17 protein-coding genes are annotated in these 19169 nt (G+C 63.6%); 5 read left to right on the top strand and 12 right to left on the bottom strand.

Annotated elements, in window-relative coordinates:
* The first annotated feature begins 300 nt into the window (after nt 1-300).
* Nucleotides 301-507, top strand: a complete 207-nt coding sequence (locus FHY06_RS34905) for a hypothetical protein (protein ID WP_260310594.1) — start codon at nt 301-303, stop codon at nt 505-507.
* Between the two features lie 217 nt (nt 508-724).
* Here the strand turns inward: FHY06_RS34905 and FHY06_RS22830 are convergent, their stop codons facing one another.
* From FHY06_RS22830 to FHY06_RS22775, 12 genes are all read right to left on the bottom strand, one after another.
* Nucleotides 725-1102, bottom strand: a complete 378-nt coding sequence (locus tag FHY06_RS22830) for a hypothetical protein (RefSeq protein WP_184606363.1) — start codon at nt 1100-1102, stop codon at nt 725-727.
* Between the two features lie 152 nt (nt 1103-1254).
* Entirely contained in the window at nt 1255-1830 is a 576-nt protein-coding gene (locus FHY06_RS22825; protein ID WP_184606362.1) for a HEAT repeat domain-containing protein, read from the bottom strand.
* A 166-nt stretch (nt 1831-1996) separates the two neighbouring features.
* Nucleotides 1997-2470 carry a hypothetical protein gene (locus tag FHY06_RS22820; RefSeq protein WP_184606361.1) on the bottom strand — a complete coding sequence of 158 codons (474 nt, stop codon included), beginning with the start codon at nt 2468-2470 and terminating at the stop codon, nt 1997-1999.
* Nucleotides 2471-3015: 545 nt separating this feature from the next.
* Complete coding sequence (locus FHY06_RS22815) at nt 3016-3276, bottom strand: hypothetical protein (RefSeq protein WP_184606360.1); 261 nt, start codon at nt 3274-3276, stop codon at nt 3016-3018.
* A 239-nt stretch (nt 3277-3515) separates the two neighbouring features.
* A complete protein-coding gene (locus tag FHY06_RS22810; RefSeq protein ID WP_132797465.1) occupies nt 3516-3761 on the bottom strand; it encodes a hypothetical protein in 246 nt (81 codons plus the stop codon).
* A gap of 106 nt (nt 3762-3867) precedes the next feature.
* The gene (locus FHY06_RS22805; protein WP_019658593.1) at nt 3868-4269 is read right to left on the bottom strand and encodes a hypothetical protein; all 402 of its coding nucleotides are present in this window, start codon (nt 4267-4269) and stop codon (nt 3868-3870) included.
* A gap of 108 nt (nt 4270-4377) precedes the next feature.
* Nucleotides 4378-4656, bottom strand: coding sequence for a hypothetical protein (locus FHY06_RS22800; RefSeq protein WP_019658592.1), 279 nt, complete (start codon nt 4654-4656; stop codon nt 4378-4380).
* Nucleotides 4657-5821: 1165 nt separating this feature from the next.
* Entirely contained in the window at nt 5822-6241 is a 420-nt protein-coding gene (locus tag FHY06_RS22795) for a hypothetical protein (protein ID WP_019658591.1), read from the bottom strand.
* Between the two features lie 907 nt (nt 6242-7148).
* Nucleotides 7149-7661, bottom strand: a complete 513-nt coding sequence (locus tag FHY06_RS22790) for a hypothetical protein (RefSeq protein WP_157773862.1) — start codon at nt 7659-7661, stop codon at nt 7149-7151.
* 431 nt (nt 7662-8092) lie between these two features.
* On the bottom strand, nt 8093-9019 hold the full coding sequence (locus FHY06_RS22785) for an alpha/beta fold hydrolase (RefSeq protein ID WP_184606359.1): 927 nt from the start codon (nt 9017-9019) through the stop codon (nt 8093-8095).
* 122 nt (nt 9020-9141) lie between these two features.
* A complete protein-coding gene (locus FHY06_RS22780; protein ID WP_126183306.1) occupies nt 9142-9414 on the bottom strand; it encodes a hypothetical protein in 273 nt (90 codons plus the stop codon).
* Nucleotides 9415-9899: 485 nt separating this feature from the next.
* Nucleotides 9900-10787 carry a LysR family transcriptional regulator gene (locus FHY06_RS22775; protein WP_019657035.1) on the bottom strand — a complete coding sequence of 296 codons (888 nt, stop codon included), beginning with the start codon at nt 10785-10787 and terminating at the stop codon, nt 9900-9902.
* A gap of 268 nt (nt 10788-11055) precedes the next feature.
* On the opposite strand from FHY06_RS22775, the gene FHY06_RS22770 reads away from it, so the two are divergent.
* From FHY06_RS22770 to FHY06_RS22755, 4 genes are all read left to right on the top strand, one after another.
* The gene (locus FHY06_RS22770) at nt 11056-14616 is read left to right on the top strand and encodes an indolepyruvate ferredoxin oxidoreductase family protein (RefSeq protein WP_184606358.1); all 3561 of its coding nucleotides are present in this window, start codon (nt 11056-11058) and stop codon (nt 14614-14616) included.
* Between the two features lie 169 nt (nt 14617-14785).
* Nucleotides 14786-16948 (top strand): ATP-binding protein, encoded by a 2163-nt coding sequence (locus tag FHY06_RS22765; protein ID WP_184606403.1) that lies wholly within the window; start codon nt 14786-14788, stop codon nt 16946-16948.
* Nucleotides 16945-17571, top strand: a complete 627-nt coding sequence (locus FHY06_RS22760) for a response regulator transcription factor (RefSeq protein ID WP_019657032.1) — start codon at nt 16945-16947, stop codon at nt 17569-17571. Before FHY06_RS22765 ends, FHY06_RS22760 begins: the two co-directional genes overlap by 4 nt.
* A gap of 171 nt (nt 17572-17742) precedes the next feature.
* Entirely contained in the window at nt 17743-19095 is a 1353-nt protein-coding gene (locus tag FHY06_RS22755; RefSeq protein WP_019657031.1) for an MFS family transporter, read from the top strand.
* Nucleotides 19096-19169: the final 74 nt, after the last annotated feature.

The raw sequence follows: 19169 nt of genomic DNA, 5'->3' as shown, positions 1-19169 counted from the left end.
AAGGAATCTAGATCGATCGCTTTCGGAAAGATGGGCTGGGACTCGAAGTCGCATTTGCGTTGAACGCACGGGTCACCCTCCGGTGCCCTTGAGCCAAGTCTTCGGAGGTTCCTTGGAATGGAAGCATGGACACCATCGTGGACGGTGTGCGTGAAAGAGCACGAGGCGCCGGACTTCTACTTCCATCTGCTTCGGGCGCCTCACGTACAACATGGAATTGAGCCTCTGTTCGGTTCCGTGTTGGTGGTCGCGCTGACAGCTGGCGCTCCCGTTGCGCGCAGAGACGACCTCCGGTCAGCAATGACCGCCATCGCGACGCTGCTCCAAAGTCCCCTCGCGGTTTGCAAACGTCGAGCCTGGGGTATCGCATCAGGCTCGACGGGAGGCTTTCGCGACGCGGTGCAGGACCTCGGTGTTGGCCGCGGATTGTTCAGGGAGGAGGACCCTCATGCGAAGCCGATCAGCCTCGAAACTTTTTCTGAGCAATGGAGCCTGCTTCAAGCTTGAACGAGGGTGGAGGCTTGACGACCTGAGGGCCGATCAGATGCAGGCAATCGTCCGGGGCTCCCGCAGAGGAGTTTGCATTGTCAGCGCGATTTCTTCGCGGGGCGCGTGGATGGCTAGAGTCTGGCTACAGTCGGCCAGGAGAACTGCGCCGGGCGGACAACCGACAACAGGCTGGTCACCGCCGGCACGCGGTTCACCAAGCGTGTGGACGACGCATTCATCGATCCGGACCTCTTGCACCGATCAGATCGCGCACGGCAATGGCCAGCACCACAAGCCCCAAGCCGGCGGCAGTCAGAGTTGCCGCCGTGTAGAAGCTGATCAGAGCCCAGTAGATGACGGGCTGCTCGGCTGCAAGGATGTCAGGTCCTCTGCGGTTGTCGAGCACCCCGGTTCGCAGGCTTTCCACCACTTCGCTCGCGCCCATAAGGCACCCCCAGCCGATGAATGTCGCGACGGCGAGAGCCACCATCGACTGTAGCCACGGCCGCCGGCGGCTCGGGGCATCCGGACGGCTTGTCACGTCCTTGCTGCGTTCGCAAAGGCCAAGCGATTCCCGAAGGAATGCCGCACTGTCATCTCGCGCGTGCTGCAAGTCACGAGGCTGATGGTTCGGGGTAATGTCTTAGGCATGGCAGTTCGCTGATGCTGGCGGGCGAACGACTTTACTTGAATGTCCTCTTTTGGATTTGGCGACTGGCAGCTTCGGGCCCATTCGAGACATTGCCGCTACCCCAGAGCAGCCATTCAGGATGTAGATGGGGCAGAACGCAGCAGGATTTCCTGGATGGCGGCTTTCGCAGATAGCTTCACGTCCCTCTTGCTCGATTCAAGGCCGGCTTCAAGCGCGGGAATCGATTTCAGCGTTCCGATTCGGTTCAATACGGAATGGCAATAGACCCTGTCGTAAGGGTCGGTTGATTCCGCAAGGACTGCCAGCAACCGGTCTTCGGTTTCCGGAGCCGTTGATGTCCGTAATGCCTGGATGGCACGATGCCGCACGAGCCAGCGTGTCTCGCGCAATAGTTCATAGACCGGTTCAAGGTCTGTGCCGATGGCTAGGGGGATTTTGGCAATGCCGTCCAGTAGCGTTGCGAGAGCCTGCTTGTCTGTTTCGGACGGGATATACGAAATCAGCGTGGACGCACACCTTGATTCTTCGAGGTTATTCCCGATGGCGCCGATCATGAAGTAGGCAGCGGAACGCTCCGCCTTCGACGGCCCTCCGCGAAGAAAGGCGTCCAGTTCTTGGATCGCGGAAAGTTCTTGGAGCGATTCAGCCTCCCTGTAGGCGTGCCATGAAACCGACTCTTCGGAGTTCATGACCTTCTCTCGCAACGTCATGCGCGAAATGAGGTCCTGTAGATAGGTTCGCATCTTTTCGGGGCCGTTGCCGCTACGTGCTTTAAGTGTCTATGAATCGCGATGGTCTGCTCGTGTTTCGCGAGCGCAGGCACGCTCAACTTTGCTCTTAAATGGATGAAATCGCTTAAACGACAGGCGCCGCTCGCCAAGCGGCGAGACACTTTTCGTATGCTCTTCGCTTCGTATCAAGGAGTGTGACTGCATCGTCTAAGCAAGTTACGCAGTAGTCTTCATATTCACCAGGAATAAGGCTCCTCAGCGCGCCCTCGCAGTCCGGCCCAACAACAATCACGAGAGGAAAATCGCAGTTCACCGCCCCTATTTGCCCGATTTGGAGGACCCATTCCATCTCATCACCCCACTCGTAGTGAAGGCGGCTGAAGTCGATCACTATTCCATCGGTGTACCAAGCCTTGTGAGCTGAAGCGGCGGTCGCCATGATGTAAAGAGCGTCATCTCGGCCTTGTGCACCTAGCCGATACTCGCCGATATATGCAATCACCTTGAAGCTCGGGGGCTTGAACTTGGCATGAGTCGGAAGCAGGACCTCGTGCTTCAGCGAACTGATCTGATCAAGACTTACAGGATTGAGTTGCATGCTAGATTTTCGGTTGTACAAACTCTGTCGGTTTCTTTCACGGATACGAACCCTCATCGCGATCTCACCAAATTACTAGAACAACTGGTCCTGGCCGCGTCTGTGTCGACTCGGCGAATGGCCGGTTCTGGCCGACTGTAGCCGGTTGCACTGCCGTCGCAAGGGAACCCAAGCAATCACTCGTCGGCCGAATACTCAACGACACGCCCATCCCGCAAAAGCGCCCAACCGTTAAAGTGCCGAGGCCTCACCTTAGCGTCCTCTCTATAGTCAAATTCCCAGAACTCGTCTCCAGGCAGCATACGGGTTCGCATGCCGTGAAGCTTATTTCGCGTACGCTTTCCAGAGCCAACTAACGTCTTAGCGTAGGCGTCCAGATCTTTCACGCGAACCGTCCGGCTGTACAGAATGAGCACTTCTACCGTAACGATTGAGGGGTCTAGAAAAGGCATATGAGAATTCTGCAGCTACGTCCGCTTCTGGCCGAATTGTGCCGGCGTTAGCGACCGTCTGGCGGTGGTGGACAGAACGCTCATTGAGCGCCGTCACCTCTCGTCGACCGCCACAAGCTCGCCGCGGAAGTAAACCAACTGGCCGATGGAAAGCCCATGCGGCTTCTCCACTTCGACCAAAACGGCGCCGTGCTCGCTGCCGGCATCACAACGAAAGGCCCATTCGTTCTCTACATCGGTGACGCGGGCGCGAACCTCGCACGATGGCGAGCCCACGAGTGGTTGCTGGAACGTCAGGGCGTCGTGGGCCTCAACACCGGCAACGCGCGCAACTAGTGAAATCTTGACCTCCATATTGCATGGTCCTAGCCGCCAAAAGGAAGCCTCCGAATCGTAGGAGCCGCCCTCGAATGCACTTACCCAATACCTGCGCGCATCCGTGACAACCTCCAACAGTCGGTCGTGTGTTTCTCCCTCGACTCGGTCAATTGTTCCGAACAGTTTCACCTTGCTCAACTCCTCAAAGACCTCTAGGCCTAGTGACTGGCAACTCGGCACCAAGGACCGCTCTTGGCCGAAAGCGGCTTGATTATCTATTCCACCGCATCACGCAGATCCGCCAGCAGCTCCTCAAAATCGTCTTCGCTCACACCAGATACATCTTCGGGTAGGAGCCACATAGCTGTGGCATCGAGATGCGCAATCAGGGCCTCAGAGGTACCTTCAAGAAGCTTTCGCTCCGACCACGCTCGATAACCTGGTAGTTGCACGAGCGCATAGTCCCGCGCACGAGCCTGGAGGTCGAGAGCGCGTTTCGCTACATCCAAATCTTCATTCATGGGCAATGCCTCCATTGGTGCAACGGCCGAACGACCGCTCTGCGCCGCATTCTGTCCGATGCTGCGAGTGTCTGCTGGTGGCCGAACCTCGTCGCTGAAGGACCTGTCACCACAGACACTTGCCTACCTCGTCGTAGACCACGGCGCTTGGGATTTCTTTGAGCCAGTCCGCAATCCAGATGATGTGGTTCGTGAAGAGCTGGCTCTCGTCCTGTGCAAAAACAAAGCGTATGCGATTGACGGGCGGGCCGCCAGGGAATTCGGCACCTGCCTCTTGCGCGAGCGCTGCATCTGCGGCCACTTCCGAGCCGCTCTCGCATGTCACGGAAAAACTCCATGTTGGCCAGCGATAGAGCAGCCGGGGCACGCTCCGAAACGGCAAGCTACTAGACGACACATCCGGCCGAGTGCTGCATTCCCCCTGGAAAAGTCCGGTTAGCTTGGGCTCCAGGGCCTCCAGCGGCTCGACGTCGTCGGCTGATGTGATGAATGCGTGAAGAGTAAGCATCGGTCAGGTACAGGGGATAAATTGTTGAGGATTTCGGGGGCGTCGCATTCACCACCCGGCTCCCCGCGAATTCTGACGCGCGGCCGACCGCCCGGTTCCGGCCGTTAGTTATCGGCACTGAGCTAGGAGCCATGCCTTGAGATCCGTTATCTCGCGCCAGACTTGAATCGGGTCTGCCTCGATTGCGAATGGCTCTGCGGATTCATCGAATGCCATCAGAACCTCAGCCAGCCGGTCACGATGATCCGGTTCAAGCGCGTCCCAGAATGCTCTGCGGTCATCGCTCGAGTAGAGAAGCCGGAAGGTCTGCCCGCCAACCTCGGCCCATGTGTAAAGACCCTTCTGATACCACTCCAGGAGAGATCGATAGTCGTCGATTTTGTTCATGTTCCCCCTGAACTAGACACTGCTGTGGAGCGGTCGCCCTGAACTTCCGCTGTTGGCTGACTGTAGCCGGCGGCTCTGCCTTCGCGAAGGGGCCCATGGCTGCCTGTTGGATTTCGGCAAGGCGGACATTTCTCAACAGGTGCCAGCAAACGGTACTTCCGGCTTGCCACACAAAAATTCGATTTCAACCCTTCGATGTACTTGACCGGCAGGGAGAGCAGGAACGTCAGTCCGCCGTGCTGTTACGCATATGTCGGAGCGAGCTACCCCGTGGGCAACCAACAGTGCTGCTACGGAATCTGCGCGTTTCAAAGACAGCTGGCGCCTTTTGGCTTCTAGGCCCTCGCTCGGATCAGCGATGCCCTGAAGTACCCAGTACTGGGTCATACACCATTCCTGCTTGTGTTCTAGCAACCGGGCCGGCCTCGTCATAAGGTCAAGAACCTTCTGACGTTGGTCTGCTGAAAGAGCCCACGCTTGCGCCTCGAACTTGGCGTCGCCAGCCCATTTGCCATCGAAAAACATACGACTCGCGTCTGGAGGCGGCGGCGCCGGATTTGGCTGGCCAAGCGACAGGTCTGACAACACTGTCAAAAGCAGAAAGAAACAAAGTCTACTTTTCACACGTCCCCCATTGAAAAGCGCTCTGCAAATGTCCGGTCTTGGCCGCACTCTGTCTTCGATGCCCACACAGCATCACGACTTTCGCGGGTCATTGCGGGGTCGTACTTGAAGTTCTTGTTCGGCCGGAATGCTCCGGAGACCATCCAGCAAGTCTTCATAGGCGGGGCAGTCGCCCGCGCGCACAGCGCCGCGCCGGAAGTCACATGTCAACGTAGCCCCGTTCCCCGGACGAGCATGCTCTTCGTATGTCAGCGGGGAGCCGCGCTGAAACCGAATCACCAGGACGCGCTCGCCCATCTCGTTCCACATCGTTTGACAGCCGGTGTATCCGGCACTCACCTTGCGAGGGAAGACGAAGAAATAGTTTCCATTGCTGGCGTTCACACCGGCAGCGCGAGGAGGCTTCTTCAACGCACAGGTCCTTTCGGCCCACGCTGGCGCCATCAGCGCCAGCGCTCCAAATGCGACTGCGGCCAGCCGTACGAACCTTGGGAGAGCCCCAATAGTCATAGGCAACGAAGCTGATGTGCCGAAGGCCTGCTCATGGCGGCTCGTTCATCCATGCAGAGCGTGCAGCGCGGCATGCAGCGCAGTACCAAACGCTAACAAGCGTTGGCATATCCATCCGGCCCTCTGTCGACACCGGGTCAGCGGCTGCATGCGGAAACGTGCCCCGCCTTGCATCGAGGTATGTCTGGCTGTAGTCGATGCATCCGTCGATCACCTCGACGACTTCAGACTGCAGCAAACCATCATGCAGCTCGCAGACCCTCAGCGCGTCTGCAAGCTGTGTCATGTCCAACTGCCGCTCAGGATGGAGCGCGAAGAATTTCTTGAGTTCGACTTCCTGCCAGTATCGAAGTCGCCGCGCTGTTCCGGCCGCTACGAATCGGCGATACCCGTCTTCCCCAAGCGCCGTGCGGAACTCAGATCTGAACAGAGCGTAGTCAATCGAATTCACATTGAACGAGCTGAAGCGGCCAGTGGAATCTAAGGTGTAGCCTGAAAGCCGACGGCGACCGGCTGCCTTTGTGAGAATTCTGCCTCAACACCCAGCGGCTGCTTCTGGCCGAACCTAGCCGTTTGCTACTGACTACTAGGTGAGCCAAAAACCTGCCTCGGCCAAATTTGCCCTTCCGCACGCCGGGCAGCATAGAGCAGCAGGAGGAGTGCGCAGTAAAGTTCCGAGGCAACCGCACGCCATGCAACGCATCGCCGATACGTCCGCCGGCACCGACTCTTCCGTTTCCAGCCATGGAAGCGCCACATCACCATGCTGAGGTCGAGCGTGATATGCGATACGGTCAGCTTGCGACAGGCCGAAGAGTGGGTTTCGCTCACGGCCAATGGTCTCCCGATGAGACTGGATCTCGATCTTTTCAAGATCTTCTACGATCTGAAGGGCTTGGCTAGCGGAGGTGGATTCGACCAGCGTGAATGGCACATCCCTCGCAATCGCTAGCGCTTCCGGAAGGGTCGTCTTTGGTTTGCGGAACTTTTGAACTCGCACCACGACGCGGTCAAGCGCGTCTGGAGGGAAAGAGTCAACAATGATCTTCTGGACGTCAAAGTACTCTGGACCCGAGTCGCGTATCCCATGCTTGATCGCATGTTGCGTCCCGCATGCTCCACAGGGAACGAGGCTTCTGCCGCTGAAGCCGTCTTTATGATTAGTGAAGTAGCCACCAATAGAGACCCTAAGGTCACAGCTCGGACATGTCAGATCGGTCGGCATTCTCGGAAGTGCAAATTTGCTGTTGAGCTAATTTTTCCGGGCGCTGCGACCGACCGATTTTGGGCCGGAAGGCGAGATGGGTTTTGCTCGCAAGACCGCGTCTGTAGCCGAAGTTCCCTCAATGCGTACGCGATCAAGCCCGGGCTCGGAGGATGTTCCAGTTGTGGACACAGTAGCCCGTGACCTGAGTTGAAGCGCGCTCTGGCGTCTCGGCCACCTCCGCGACAACCGCAAAGCCGGGAAGGTATTGCCCTTCGCTATCGTGGCGGTAATACATCTCGTCGCCATCATCAAATTCGAATGCCTCAGACGTTGGCAGCGCTGCCAGCATGTCACCGACCCGCACGCCTTCGTATGTGCCCAAATAGCCCTCGAAAACGTAAATGCACCCAAGTTGCTCGCGCGCCGAAAATACGAGTCGGACGACGTCTGAACCAAAGAATATCGTGACACCTCCGTGGCCACCAAAGTTTCGGAGGACAAGGGCTCCCTCGTTCGCTGCCAGTTCGGCGCTGAGGTGAAAGTCAGGAGTGTAGTCAACATGACTAACGTCTTGAAGGAACGGTTCTATGCTCGATAGTGACTGACCTATCCTGAATCCTGCGGCGGAGTTTCCTGGCTCAATGGGGGCATAGAGATCAAGCATTTTGGATGTCAGGCCATCTGTGAGCGTCCATTGCGAACGGCCGGTTCTGGCCGACTGTAGCTGTTCCCCCAATCATCGCGAAGGCCCTGAGGGAGCCTTGCAAGTGCCTTGCTATGCCCTCGGATCTAGCGTCCGGTTGACCGCGTACCAGAATGCGGCAGCCTCTGCATCGCCAGCGTCCTTGGCGTGCTGAGACAGGCGCCGTGCATATCTGTGTGCATCCCTCCCATGGCGAAGCGCCAACTCGTGCGACTCGCGACCAACTTTGACGTAGTCCACTGTTGCTGCAGGTATCGGGCAATTTTCTGGCTTCATGGCGAAGGTTTGGTTGTGGCCAGCCGCAGCCAAGCAGATCGTTGGAGCAACGGGCCTGTTGCGTTCCCTCGCGCTTCTCTGAAGCCGACGTTCGCCAACAGATGTGCGCCGACAGCCTACTGCGAAGCGGCCAGAAATTTTTCGATCAAACCGACCGTGGCGCCGGTGCTCTCCTCCATCAACCAGTGCCCTGCGCCCGGTACGACTTCTCCGTGCACATTGGTTGCCGCATTGCGCATGACGATCGCCATGTTCTCGCCGAAGGACTTCTCTCCGCCGATGGCGAGCACCGGCATGGGGAGCTTGGTCTTGGAGAACGCGATGTTGTCGGCAACGTCGCTCTTGGCGATGGTATTGAACTGAGCGAAGGCGGCGCGCATTGCGCCCGGCTGCGCGTAGAGCTTGGCGTAGTGGCGCCGCGTTGCCTCGTCGATTTTGGAGGGCGTGCCGGCGAACTCGTTCCAGAACCGGTCGAGATAGATGCGCTCCCTGCCGGCCACCAGTCGCTCGAAATCGCGGCCACCGGCATTGAAGTGCCATAGCGCCGGCCACAGGATGATCTGGTCCCATGGAGCGATGCCGGGCACCGGTGCGTCCATCACGACGAGCTTGTCGACTTTGTCGGGGTAGCTGGCCGCATACGCATACGCGACCATCGTGCCGATGTCATGGCCGACGACGGCGGTGTTGTCTTGCTTCAGCGCAGTCACGACCGCGCGGATGTCTACAGCCTGCGATTTCTTGTCGTAGCCACTGGCGGCCTTTGACGATTTCCCCATACCGCGGAGGTCTGGGACGATCACCAGGTGCGTCTTTGCCAGCTCTTGCGCCAGCGGGGCCCACATGTCGCCCGTGTCGCCGAATCCATGAATGAGCACCACGGCGGGACCAGCACCGCCGGAGCGGACGAAGATGCTTGCGCCATCCGCCGTGGTGACGGTCCGGGTCTTGAAGCTGCTCGGGAAGGTCGGTTGTGCTGCGGCATTCGCAGTGCAGAGCACGGCAGTCAACAGCGCGAGCACAAGCGCGAAGCGATTCTTCATATCGGAACTCCACTTTGAGGGACCAGACCGGCGCGGCGTATTCTGAGGCTTTATCGCAAAGGGAGCTAGCTATAGATAGTTGGCTCCTGTCGGGCCGCGATCCGCAGCCCGCAGACCGGCAATCAACCGCCAGCCCCAGGCGCCCCACGCCGCCTCTTCTCGCTCATCTGAAACAGCTCCCCAGCCTTGCGCGCCATCTCGGCCGCAAGCCAAAGCAGATTGTTCAGTTGCCGAGGCCCATCCCCGCTGCACCAGTCGATCTCTTCGCCGTGGCAGACCCACAGGAGAGCTTCGAGCTGAGTGAGGGTGTTTTCGAGAAGATCCGCCGGGTCTTGTTGGGCGGTTTCTGCGGAAGCTACCGGCGTAGTTGGCCGGGCTATAGTCTTGGTAGCCATTTTTGTGCGGTTCCTTCCAAGGTGGTTGCACGAACTTGGTTAGACGGCCGGGGTGCTAGTAACACCCTGGCCGTCGCCTTTTGATACCTCGCATCTGCATCGGTGCTTTCGCACCGACGACCTGCCGCGAGGCAAGCAGCCTTCGAACATCTCGGTGGTGGCTTGGTGTGTGGGCCTTTCTGCTCCCCTTGTTGGGGTATCGAGTGACAGGGGCATTCACTCTAGAGAAGAAGCCGGCCAAGTAGCTGCTGCAACAGCACGAAGTCGCACAGACTGCCAACAAATGCAGCTTCCGCGACACCCCGTGGCAGACCTCGCAAGCCCCGAGCCATATCAGCCCGAAGCGGCTCCAAAACGCCCACGCCGATGGGGTGCCTTGCGCAGCGAAATAAAGGAGGAGGCCAAAGGCCGGGGGACATTCGCGGAGCAAGGTACCCCATCGGCGTGAGCGTCGCCCTGAACGCCCCCGAAGCCGAGCCAGAGCTTCACGACATCCCGCGCGCCAGCAGGTGATCCACCAGCCTCCGCTGCGGAAAGCTCAACGCCTCCTGCCGCGTGCACAGGTACATCCGGCGCGAGGCCCACGCGTCGGTGAGATTGATGAAGCGCAGCTTCATCTCCTTGCGATAGGCCACTGCAGCGCCTTCGGGCAGGATGCCCACGCCCATGCCCGCTTCGATCATCCGGCACACGGCCTCGAAGCTCTTCACGCGCACGCGCAGGCGCAGCACCTTGCGTGCGCTCATCGCGGCGTCTTCCATGGTGCGGGAGATGGCGGAGTCGTCTTCCAGGCCGACGAAGTCGTAGTCGAGCAGTTCCTCGAAGGACACCTCGCGGCCGCGCCACGGATGCTTCTGCCGCACGATGGCCACGAGCCGGTCGGTGCGGTAGGGAATGAAGTGCAGCGCCGGGTCGGCCGCCTCGCTGGTGATGACGCCGACGTCGGCCTGCCGGTCGCGGATGGCCTGCACGATGTAGACGCTGCGGTGCTCTTCGACGCTCACGCGGATCTCCGGGTAGCGCTGGCGGAAGCTCGCCACGTCGTCGGGCAGGAACTGGCCCATGGCCGATGCGTTGGCATGCAGCCTTACGCGGCCGGTGGCGCCCTGCGCGTAGTCCGAGAGGTCGGCGCGCATGCGGTCGACGTCGCGCAGGATCTGCCGCGCATGCATGGCCAGCGACTCGCCGGCGCCGGTCGGCGTCACGCCCTTCGAGCTGCGGTTGAGCAGCGCCACGCCCAGTTGCTCTTCGAGGATGGCGAGGCGGCGGCTGGCGGCCGACAGCACCATGTGGCTCTCGGCTGCGGCCTTCGACAGGCTGCCGTGCTCAATGGCGCGAAGGAAGAGCGCCAGCGAATCGAGGTCGGGTCTCATGGGGTGCGGGAGAGGTCTGCAAGGCCGACATTGTCGGGCCGGCGGGAACCGCAGCCTCCTCCGAAATACTTTCGGCGGATTGCACCTGCAGAAGACAGATCTTCCGGAATGGATCGCTCTTTGCCAAAACGAAGAAGCACTTTCCGTGGACGAGGCGGAAGAATCGTTGCTGTCCCGGCGTCTACCCCGCCGGGGCGTTCCGCGAGCCGGCCCTCTACCGGGGCCATGCCCGCATTCCGACGAGTCCTACCCGGAGTCTTTTTCAGTCATGGCATCCCACGAACTGGCCAGCGTTGCGCTGGACGACAAATACACGGCCACCGAAGGCCGGATCTACCTCAGCGGCATCCAGGCACTGGTGCGCCTCATGCTCGTGCAGAAATGGCGCGACCAGAAGGCCGGGCTGACCACCGCGGGCTTCGTCTCGGGCTACCGCGGCTCGCCGCTGGGCGGCCTGGACGAAGCGCTGTGGAAGGCGCAGCCGCAGCTCGAAGCCAACGCCGTGAAGTTCTTGCCCGGCGTGAACGAGGAGCTGGCCGCCACCGCCGTCTGGGGCACGCAGCAGGTGCACCTGACGGGCGAGTCCGCCGTCGATGGCGTCTTCGCGATGTGGTACGGCAAGGCGCCGGGCGTGGACCGCTGCGGCGACGTGTTCAAGCACATGAGCCACGCGGGCACCTCGCCCCACGGGGGTGTGCTGCTGGTGGCGGGCGACGACCATGGCGCGTCTTCGTCCACGCTGCCGAACCAGAGCGACCACCTGTTCGCCGCGTCGATGATCCCGATGCTCTATCCGCAGAGCGTGGAGGAATACATCGAGCTCGGCCTGCACGGCTTCGCGATGTCGCGCTTCGCCGGGCTGCCGGTGGGCTTCAAGGCGCTGGCCGATACGGTGGAGTCTTCAGGCTCCATTCCGGCCGGCGTGCTCGACGTGCACACCCAGCTGCCTTCCGACTTCGTCTTCCCGCCCGGCGGCGTGCATGCGCGCCTGTCGACCGACACGCTCGGCGTGCAGGCGCGCAAGCAGGAAGCGCTGATGCAGGACTACAAGATCTACGCCGCCATCGCCTATGCGCGCGCCAACCGGCTCAACCGCGTGACCATCGATTCGCCGAAGGCGCGCCTCGGCATCGTGGCTTCGGGCAAGTCGTACCGCGACGTGCTCGAAGCGCTGGAAGAATTGGGCATCGACGCCGACGAGGCGGCGCGCATCGACATCAGGCTATTCAAGGTGTCGATGCCGTGGCCGCTGGAGCCCGATTCGATCCGCGAATTCGCCGACGGTCTTGAAGAGATCCTGGTGGTGGAAGAGAAGCGCCAGATCGTCGAGTACCAGCTCAAGGAGCATCTCTACAACTGGCGCGAGGACGTGCGCCCGCGCGTGATCGGCAAGTTCGACGAGCAGGGCGAATGGGGAGCGCATCCGCGCGGCAAGTGGCTGCTTCCGGCCACGGCCGATTTCTCGGTGGCGCAGATCGCGCGCGTGATCGCGGGGCGCGTGGCGCGCTTCCACACCAGCGACCGCATCCGCATGCGGCTCGCCATCCTCGACGCGAAGGACGTGGTGCTGGGCAAGGCCGTCGCCACGCCCTCGCGACCGGCCTGGTACTGCTCGGGCTGCCCGCACAACACCTCGACCAAGGTGCCCGAAGGCAGCCTCGCGCTCGCGGGCATCGGCTGCCACGTGATGGCCACCGCCATCTACCCCGAGCACAACCGCACGACCACGCACATGGGCGGCGAAGGCGCGCCGTGGCTGGGGCAGGCCTGGTTCTCCAAGCGCAGGCACGTGTTCGCGAACCTGGGCGACGGCACGTACTACCACTCGGGCTCGCTCGCCATCCGCGCGGCCGTGGCGGCGGGCGTGAACATCACCTACAAGATCCTCTACAACGACGCGGTGGCGATGACCGGCGGCCAGCCGGTGGACGGCCCCATCACCGTGCCGCGCATCGCGCACCAGATGGCGGCCGAGGGCGTGAAGCGCCTCGCGCTGGTGGCCGAAGACCCGTCGCGCTGGGCCGACCGCAGCGTGCTGCCGCCCGACCGGGATGGCTTCGTGCTCACCGTGCACCATCGCGACAGCATGGACGCGGTGCAGCGCGAGCTGCGCGAGTTCGAGGGCGTCTCGGTGCTGATCTACGACCAGGTGTGCGCCGCCGAGAAGCGCCGCCGCCGCAAGAAGGGCGAGTTCCCGCAGGCCGCGCGGCGCGTGTTCATCAACGAGGCGGTGTGCGAAGGCTGCGGCGACTGCGGCGAGCAGTCGAACTGCACCGCCTTGCTGCCCAGGCAGACCGAGCTGGGCCTGAAGCGCGCGGTGGACCAGAGCGCCTGCAATGCCGACGAGTCGTGCATCAAGGGCTTCTGCCCCAGCTTCGTGACGGTCGAAGGCGTGAAGCCGCGCAGGCAGGCGCCGGTCGCCACCAAGGCCGCGGCCGAAGAAGGCTCGCTGCCGCAGCCGAAGCAGCTTGCGCTCGACGGCATGCACAACATCCTGATCACCGGCATCGGCGGCACGGGCGTCATCACCATCGGCGCGCTGATCGGCATGGCGGCGCACCTCGAGGGCAAGGGCGTGAGCGTGCTCGACATGACGGGCATGTCGCAGAAAAACGGCTCGGTGACCTCGCACGTGCGCATCGCGCGAGATGCGGCGCAGCTGAAGGCACAGCGCATTCCCACCGGCGAGGCCAACCTGATCCTGGGCTGCGACATGCTCACGGCCGGCGCGCCCGACGCCATCGCGCGGATGCGGCCGGGCCGCACCTATGCACTGGTCAACACCTTCGAGCAGCCCACGGGCCATTTCGCGCAGCAGCCCGACTGGCAGTTCCCGGCGGCGCAGGTGCGCGCGCTCATCGAGGAATCGGTGGAAGGCCGCGCCGACTTCGTCGATGCGACTCAGCTGGCCACGCGTCTCATGGGCGACGCGATCGCGGCCAACCTGTTCCTGCTGGGCTTCGCCTTCCAGAAGGGCCATGTGCCGCTGTCGGCGGAGGCGCTGGACAAGGCCATCGAGATCAACGGCGTGGCGGTGAAGGCGAACCAGGCGGCATTCCGCTGGGGCCGCAAGGCGGCGCTCGACCTCGCGGCGGTGACGCGCGAGGCTTCGCCGCAGAAGGTGGTCGCGCTGCAGCGGCCGCAGGGCCTGGAGGCACTGGTGAAGAGCCGCAGCAAGTTCCTCGCGGCTTACCAGAACGCCGCGTATGCGCAGCGCTATGCCGAGCTGGTGGAGCGCGTGCGCGCGGTCGAGCAGCGCGAGCGCGGCAGCGACGTGCTGGCGAAGGCGGTCGCGTCGGGCCTCTTCAAGCTCATGGCCTACAAGGACGAGTACGAGGTCGCGCGCCTGTACACCGACAAGGGCTTCATGGAAAAGCTGGGCGAGCAGTTCGAGGGCAAGCCGGTGCTGCGCTTCCACCTGGCGCCGCCGGTGCTGGGCCGACGCGACGCCGAGGGCCGCGCGCTCAAGACCAGCTTCGGGCCGTGGATGATGGGCGCCTTCCGCGTGCTTGCCGGTTTGCGCGGCCTGCGCGGCACCGCCTTCGACATCTTCGGCCGCACTGCCGAGCGGCGCATGGAGCGGCAGCTCATCGAAGACTACCGCGCGATGGTCGAGGACGTGATCGCGCGCTTCGCCGCCGTCGACTTCGACACCGCCCTGTCGCTCGCGCGGCTGCCGGAGCAGATCCGCGGCTTCGGGCATGTGAAGGAAGAAAGCGTGGTGTCGGCGCGGGTGCGGTGGGCGGCGCTCGCGAAGCAGCTCGACGCGCGACCGGCACCGCGAGCCGGGCAGCACACGACTGCGCAGGTGCAGCCGGTGGCGGCCTGATCGGCCTGATCGGCCTGATCGGCCTGATCGGCCTGAGCCGCAGGAGCGCCGGAGGGGCTGCCGGGCCCGTGCGGAAGGATCAGGGCAAAATCCTCCTCCCGCCGCCGGTCGGCCCCGCCCCTCCATGCCGCCCACCTCCCTGTCCACCCCCGTTCCCGGCCCGACGCACATGGCGCCGGCGCCCTCCCCGGCCCGCCAGCGCCGCCGGCATCGCGCCGTGGCCGCGTGGGTGGCCGCATGCGCGGTGGCGCTGCTGCTGATCGGCCTGGCCGGGCAGTGGGCGGCGAAGCGCGAATCGAACTTCCTGGCCGATTCGATACGCCGCGCCATGGAAGTCCACGTGCTCGGCCTGCGCGATGCCGCCGGCAAGTACAGCTACCTGCCCTTCACCGCCGGCCTTCATCCCGACGTGCTGGCGGCGCTGGCGCGGCCCAACGACATGGCCGCCAAGCAGCGCGCCAACCTCTACATCGAGCAGGTGAACCGGCAGGCGGGCTCCGACGCGCTCTACCTGAGCGACATGCAGGGCCTCACGCTGGCGGCCAGCAACTGGAACACGCCGCAGAGCTTCGTCGGGCAGTCGTACGCCAACCGGCCCTACTTCATCGATGCGCGCTCGGGGCGCAACGGCCTGTTCTACGGCGTGGGCCAGACGACCGGCGAGCCGGGGCTCTTCATTTCATCGCCGGTGCGCGGCGAAGGCGGCGAGATAAGGGGCGTGGTGACGGTCAAGGTCAGCCTGCGCCAGGTGCAGGAGACCTGGAACTTCGCGCGCGACCCCATCCTGCTGAGCGACGCGCGCGGCGTCGTGTTCCTAAGCTCGGTGCCGGCGTGGATGTACCGCGCCTCGCGACCGCTGCAGGCCTCCGAACTCGAAGGCATGCGGCGCGAGCAGCAGTACGGCACGCACACCGCCTTCGGCGCGCTGCCGTGGAAGGTGGAGCGCGAGGAAGGCGAACTCGGCTACCTGGTGCGCACCAGCATCGGTGGACGACCGCGCCAGTACCTAGCGGTGGACGAGCGCCTGCCCGACCTCGGCTGGACGCTGACCGTGATGACCGACCACGCCGAGGTCGCCAACGCGCGCGAGCGTGCCTGGATGCTGGGGCTGCTGTGCGCCGTCGTGCTGCTGCTGGCGGGCCTCTACTGGCAGCTGCGCGAGCGCCGCTTCGCCGAGCAGCGCGACGCACGGCGCGACCTGGAGCTGCGCGTGCGCGAGCGCACCCACGAGCTCGACGAAGCCCATGCCTTCCGCAAGGCGATGGAAGACTCGCTGCTGGTGGGCATGCGCGCGCGAGATCTGGAGGGCCGCATCATCTACGTGAACCCGGCCTTCTGCGAGATGACAGGCTACGGCGCCGACGAGCTGCTGGGCAAGCTGCCGCCCTACCCCTACTGGCACCCGAACGACGTGACGCAGCACTGGCGCCACTACGACGCCATGATGAGCGGACAGCCCGCGCGCTCGGGTTTCGAGTCGCGCCTGCGTCACCGCGACGGGCACGAGGTCATCACCATGGTCTACACCGCCGCGCTGATCGATGCCGACGGCAAGCACGCCGGCTGGATGAGTTCGGTGGTGGACATCACCGAGCAGAAGCGCGCCGAGCTGCGCCAGCGCCAGAACGACGAGCAGCTGCAGCACGCCCAGCGCCTCGCTAGCCTGGGCGAGATGGCCTCGACGCTGGCACATGAACTCAACCAGCCGCTGATGGCGCTGAGCAACTTCGCGAGCGCCGCCAAGGCCTTCGCCGAGCAGGGCAACCAGCAGCTGCTGGTGAGCAGCCTCGACGAGGCGGTGACGCAGGCCCAGCGCAGCGCCGAGATCGTGCGGCGCATCCGGGGCTTCGTGCGCCAGCGCACCGTGGGCACCGAGGACTGCTCGGTGGCCGCGCTGGCCGGCAACGCCATCGCGCTGATGCAGGGTGAGATCCGCATGCGCCAGGCGCGCGCGGAGCTTCGCATTCCCGACGGCCTGCCCGAGGTGCGCGGCGACCGCGTGCTGCTGGAGCAGGTGCTGCTCAACCTGCTGTCGAACAGCCTGCACGCCATGCAGGCCGTGCCGCTCGAGCAGCGGCTGGTGGAGATCGAGGCGGAGCTGAAGGAAGGCCGCATGCACATCCATGTGGCCGACCGCGGCCCGGGCATCGATCCAGCAGTGGCCGACCAGGTGTTCTCGCCGTTCTTCACCACCAAGACCGGCGGCCTGGGGCTGGGCCTGAACATCTGCCGCACCATCGTCGAGGCGCACCGGGGCCGCCTCACCTTCGCCGACCGTCCGGGCGGTGGCACCGTCTTCACCCTCGAGCTCGAAATATCGCCTCCGACATGACCAACAACACCGCCGCTGCCGCCAACAACTTGTGCATCGTGGACGACGACGAGGCCGTGCGCCGCTCGCTCGGGCTGCTGCTGCTGTCGCGCGGCTACGCGGTGCAGACCTTCGCCTCGGGCGAGGCTTTCCTCGAAGGCACCGACCTGCAGCGCGCCGGCTGCGTGATCCTGGACCTGCGCATGGAGGGCATGAGCGGCCTGCAGGTGTTCGACGCGCTGCGCAGCCAGGACAGCCCGCTGGTGGTCATCTTCCTCTCGGGCCACGGTGACATCCCCATGGCCGTGGAGGCCGTGCAGAACGGCGCCTTCGGCTGGCTCGAGAAACCCTGCAACGACGAGCGCCTGCTCGACACCATCGCCCGCGCCCTGCAGCAGGCCGGCGAGATCGCCACCCGCCGCCAGGCCCGCCAGGCCGCGCAGGCCCTGTGGGACAAGCTCACCCCGCGCGAGATGCAGGTCGCCCGGCTCGTGGCCGAGGGCAAGCCCAACAAGCAGATCGCGCAGGAGCTGGCGCCGCTGGAACAGCGCACGGTGGAAACGCATCGCGCGCATGTGTTCGCGAAGCTGGGGCTGGCGAACAGCCACCAGCTGGATCGGTTTCTGCGGGAACACGGGCTGTAGGCTGCCGGGTGCCCCCGATCTAGGGGTTTACCCTTGCGTACCGATACGTAGCCAGCCAACGGCCAGCTACGGACGACAGCGCCGCACGAGCGGGACAGACTCGCCGCAACGGCCCGCGCGTGCCTTTTCTTCTTACGCCGCGGGCCGCAGCCAGAGACAAGGACCCCTTCCATGACCGCCATCGCAAGCGCGGCCGCCGGCGCATCGAGCCCCGACGCGGCAACCGCCTCCGCCAACAACAACACGCCCTATACCTTCGAGGAAAAGCGCAAGCGCATCTTCGCCATCTTCGCCGCCTCTTCGGGCAACCTGGTGGAGTGGTTCGACTTCTACGTCTACGCCTTCTGCGCGATCTATTTCGCGCCGGCCTTCTTCCCGAAGTCGGACCCGACCGTTCAGCTGCTGAACACCGCCGGCGTGTTCGCCGCCGGCTTCCTGATGCGCCCGATCGGCGGGTGGCTGTTCGGCCGGCTGGCCGACCGCAAGGGCCGCAAGACCTCGATGGTGACCTCGGTGGTCATGATGTGCGTGGGCTCGCTGGTCATCGCCTGCCTGCCGACCTATGCGCAGATCGGCGCGGCCGCTCCCGCGCTGCTGCTGCTGGCGCGCCTGCTGCAGGGCCTGTCGGTGGGTGGCGAATACGGCACCACCGCCACCTACATGAGCGAAGTGGCGATGCGCGGACAGCGCGGCTTCTTCTCGTCGTTCCAGTACGTCACGCTGATCGGCGGCCAGTTGCTCGCGGTGGTGGTCGTGGTGGTGCTGCAGCAGGTGCTCGACGAGGCCGAACTCAAGGCCTGGGGCTGGCGCATTCCTTTCGTGCTCGGCGCCATCGCGGCCGTGGTGGCGCTCATGCTGCGCCGCACACTGACCGAGACCGCCAGCACCAAGACCCGTGCCGCCAAGGGCGCAGGCACGATGCGCGAGCTGTTCACGCACCACAAGCGCGCCTTCTTCGTGGTGCTGGGCTACACGGCCGGCGGCTCGCTGATCTTCTACACCTTCACCACGTACATGCAGAAGTACCTGGTGAACTCGGCCGGCATGTCGATCAAGACCGCCAGCAACGTGATGACGGCCTGCCTGTTCATCTACATGTGCATGCAGCCGCTGTTCGGCGCGCTGTCTGACCGCATCGGCCGCCGCAGCAACATGCTGCTGTTCGGCGCCCTGGGCGCGCTGATGACGGTGCCGGTGCTGAGCAACCTGCAGAACGTCAGCAGCCCGCTGGTGGCCGGTGCGCTGATCACCCTCGCGCTGGCGGTGGTGAGCTTCTACACCTCGATCAGCGGCATCGTGAAGGCGGAGATGTTCCCGCCCGAGATCCGCGCGCTGGGCGTGGGCCTGTCGTACGCGGTGGGCAACGCGATCTTCGGCGGCAGCGCCGAGTACGTGGCGCTGGGCCTGAAGTCGATCGGGCACGAGTCGTACTTCTACTGGTACGTGACGGCCATGATGGTCGTCGCCTTCACCGTGAGCCTGCTGCTGCCGAAGCAGGCGAGCTACCTGCATCACGACAAGTAAGCGGTAGCGCAATGAAGTTCCGGGAGGCCCGCGCCTCCCTCACAAAAAAGCGCGGGCCCCTGGGAAAGCTTTTC

This window comes from Variovorax atrisoli (genome assembly GCF_014195185.1).
Lineage (GTDB): Bacteria > Pseudomonadota > Gammaproteobacteria > Burkholderiales > Burkholderiaceae_C > Variovorax > Variovorax atrisoli.
This window is presented reverse-complemented; position numbering and strand designations above follow the sequence as displayed.

What these genes read in the sequence shown, in the direction of transcription:
- FHY06_RS34905 (WP_260310594.1), top strand. Translation starts at nt 301, where the DNA reads ATGACCGCCATCGCGACGCTGCTCCAAAGTCCCCTCGCGGTTTGCAAA.
- FHY06_RS22825 (WP_184606362.1), bottom strand. Translation starts at nt 1,830, where the DNA reads ATGAACTCCGAAGAGTCGGTTTCATGGCACGCCTACAGGGAGGCTGAA.
- FHY06_RS22820 (WP_184606361.1), bottom strand. Translation starts at nt 2,470, where the DNA reads ATGCAACTCAATCCTGTAAGTCTTGATCAGATCAGTTCGCTGAAGCAC.
- FHY06_RS22815 (WP_184606360.1), bottom strand. Translation starts at nt 3,276, where the DNA reads ATGGAGGTCAAGATTTCACTAGTTGCGCGCGTTGCCGGTGTTGAGGCC.
- FHY06_RS22810 (WP_132797465.1), bottom strand. Translation starts at nt 3,761, where the DNA reads ATGAATGAAGATTTGGATGTAGCGAAACGCGCTCTCGACCTCCAGGCT.
- FHY06_RS22805 (WP_019658593.1), bottom strand. Translation starts at nt 4,269, where the DNA reads ATGCTTACTCTTCACGCATTCATCACATCAGCCGACGACGTCGAGCCG.
- FHY06_RS22800 (WP_019658592.1), bottom strand. Translation starts at nt 4,656, where the DNA reads ATGAACAAAATCGACGACTATCGATCTCTCCTGGAGTGGTATCAGAAG.
- FHY06_RS22790 (WP_157773862.1), bottom strand. Translation starts at nt 7,661, where the DNA reads ATGCTTGATCTCTATGCCCCCATTGAGCCAGGAAACTCCGCCGCAGGA.
- FHY06_RS22785 (WP_184606359.1), bottom strand. Translation starts at nt 9,019, where the DNA reads ATGAAGAATCGCTTCGCGCTTGTGCTCGCGCTGTTGACTGCCGTGCTC.
- FHY06_RS22780 (WP_126183306.1), bottom strand. Translation starts at nt 9,414, where the DNA reads ATGGCTACCAAGACTATAGCCCGGCCAACTACGCCGGTAGCTTCCGCA.
- FHY06_RS22775 (WP_019657035.1), bottom strand. Translation starts at nt 10,787, where the DNA reads ATGAGACCCGACCTCGATTCGCTGGCGCTCTTCCTTCGCGCCATTGAG.
- FHY06_RS22770 (WP_184606358.1), top strand. Translation starts at nt 11,056, where the DNA reads ATGGCATCCCACGAACTGGCCAGCGTTGCGCTGGACGACAAATACACG.
- FHY06_RS22765 (WP_184606403.1), top strand. Translation starts at nt 14,786, where the DNA reads ATGGCGCCGGCGCCCTCCCCGGCCCGCCAGCGCCGCCGGCATCGCGCC.
- FHY06_RS22760 (WP_019657032.1), top strand. Translation starts at nt 16,945, where the DNA reads ATGACCAACAACACCGCCGCTGCCGCCAACAACTTGTGCATCGTGGAC.
- FHY06_RS22755 (WP_019657031.1), top strand. Translation starts at nt 17,743, where the DNA reads ATGACCGCCATCGCAAGCGCGGCCGCCGGCGCATCGAGCCCCGACGCG.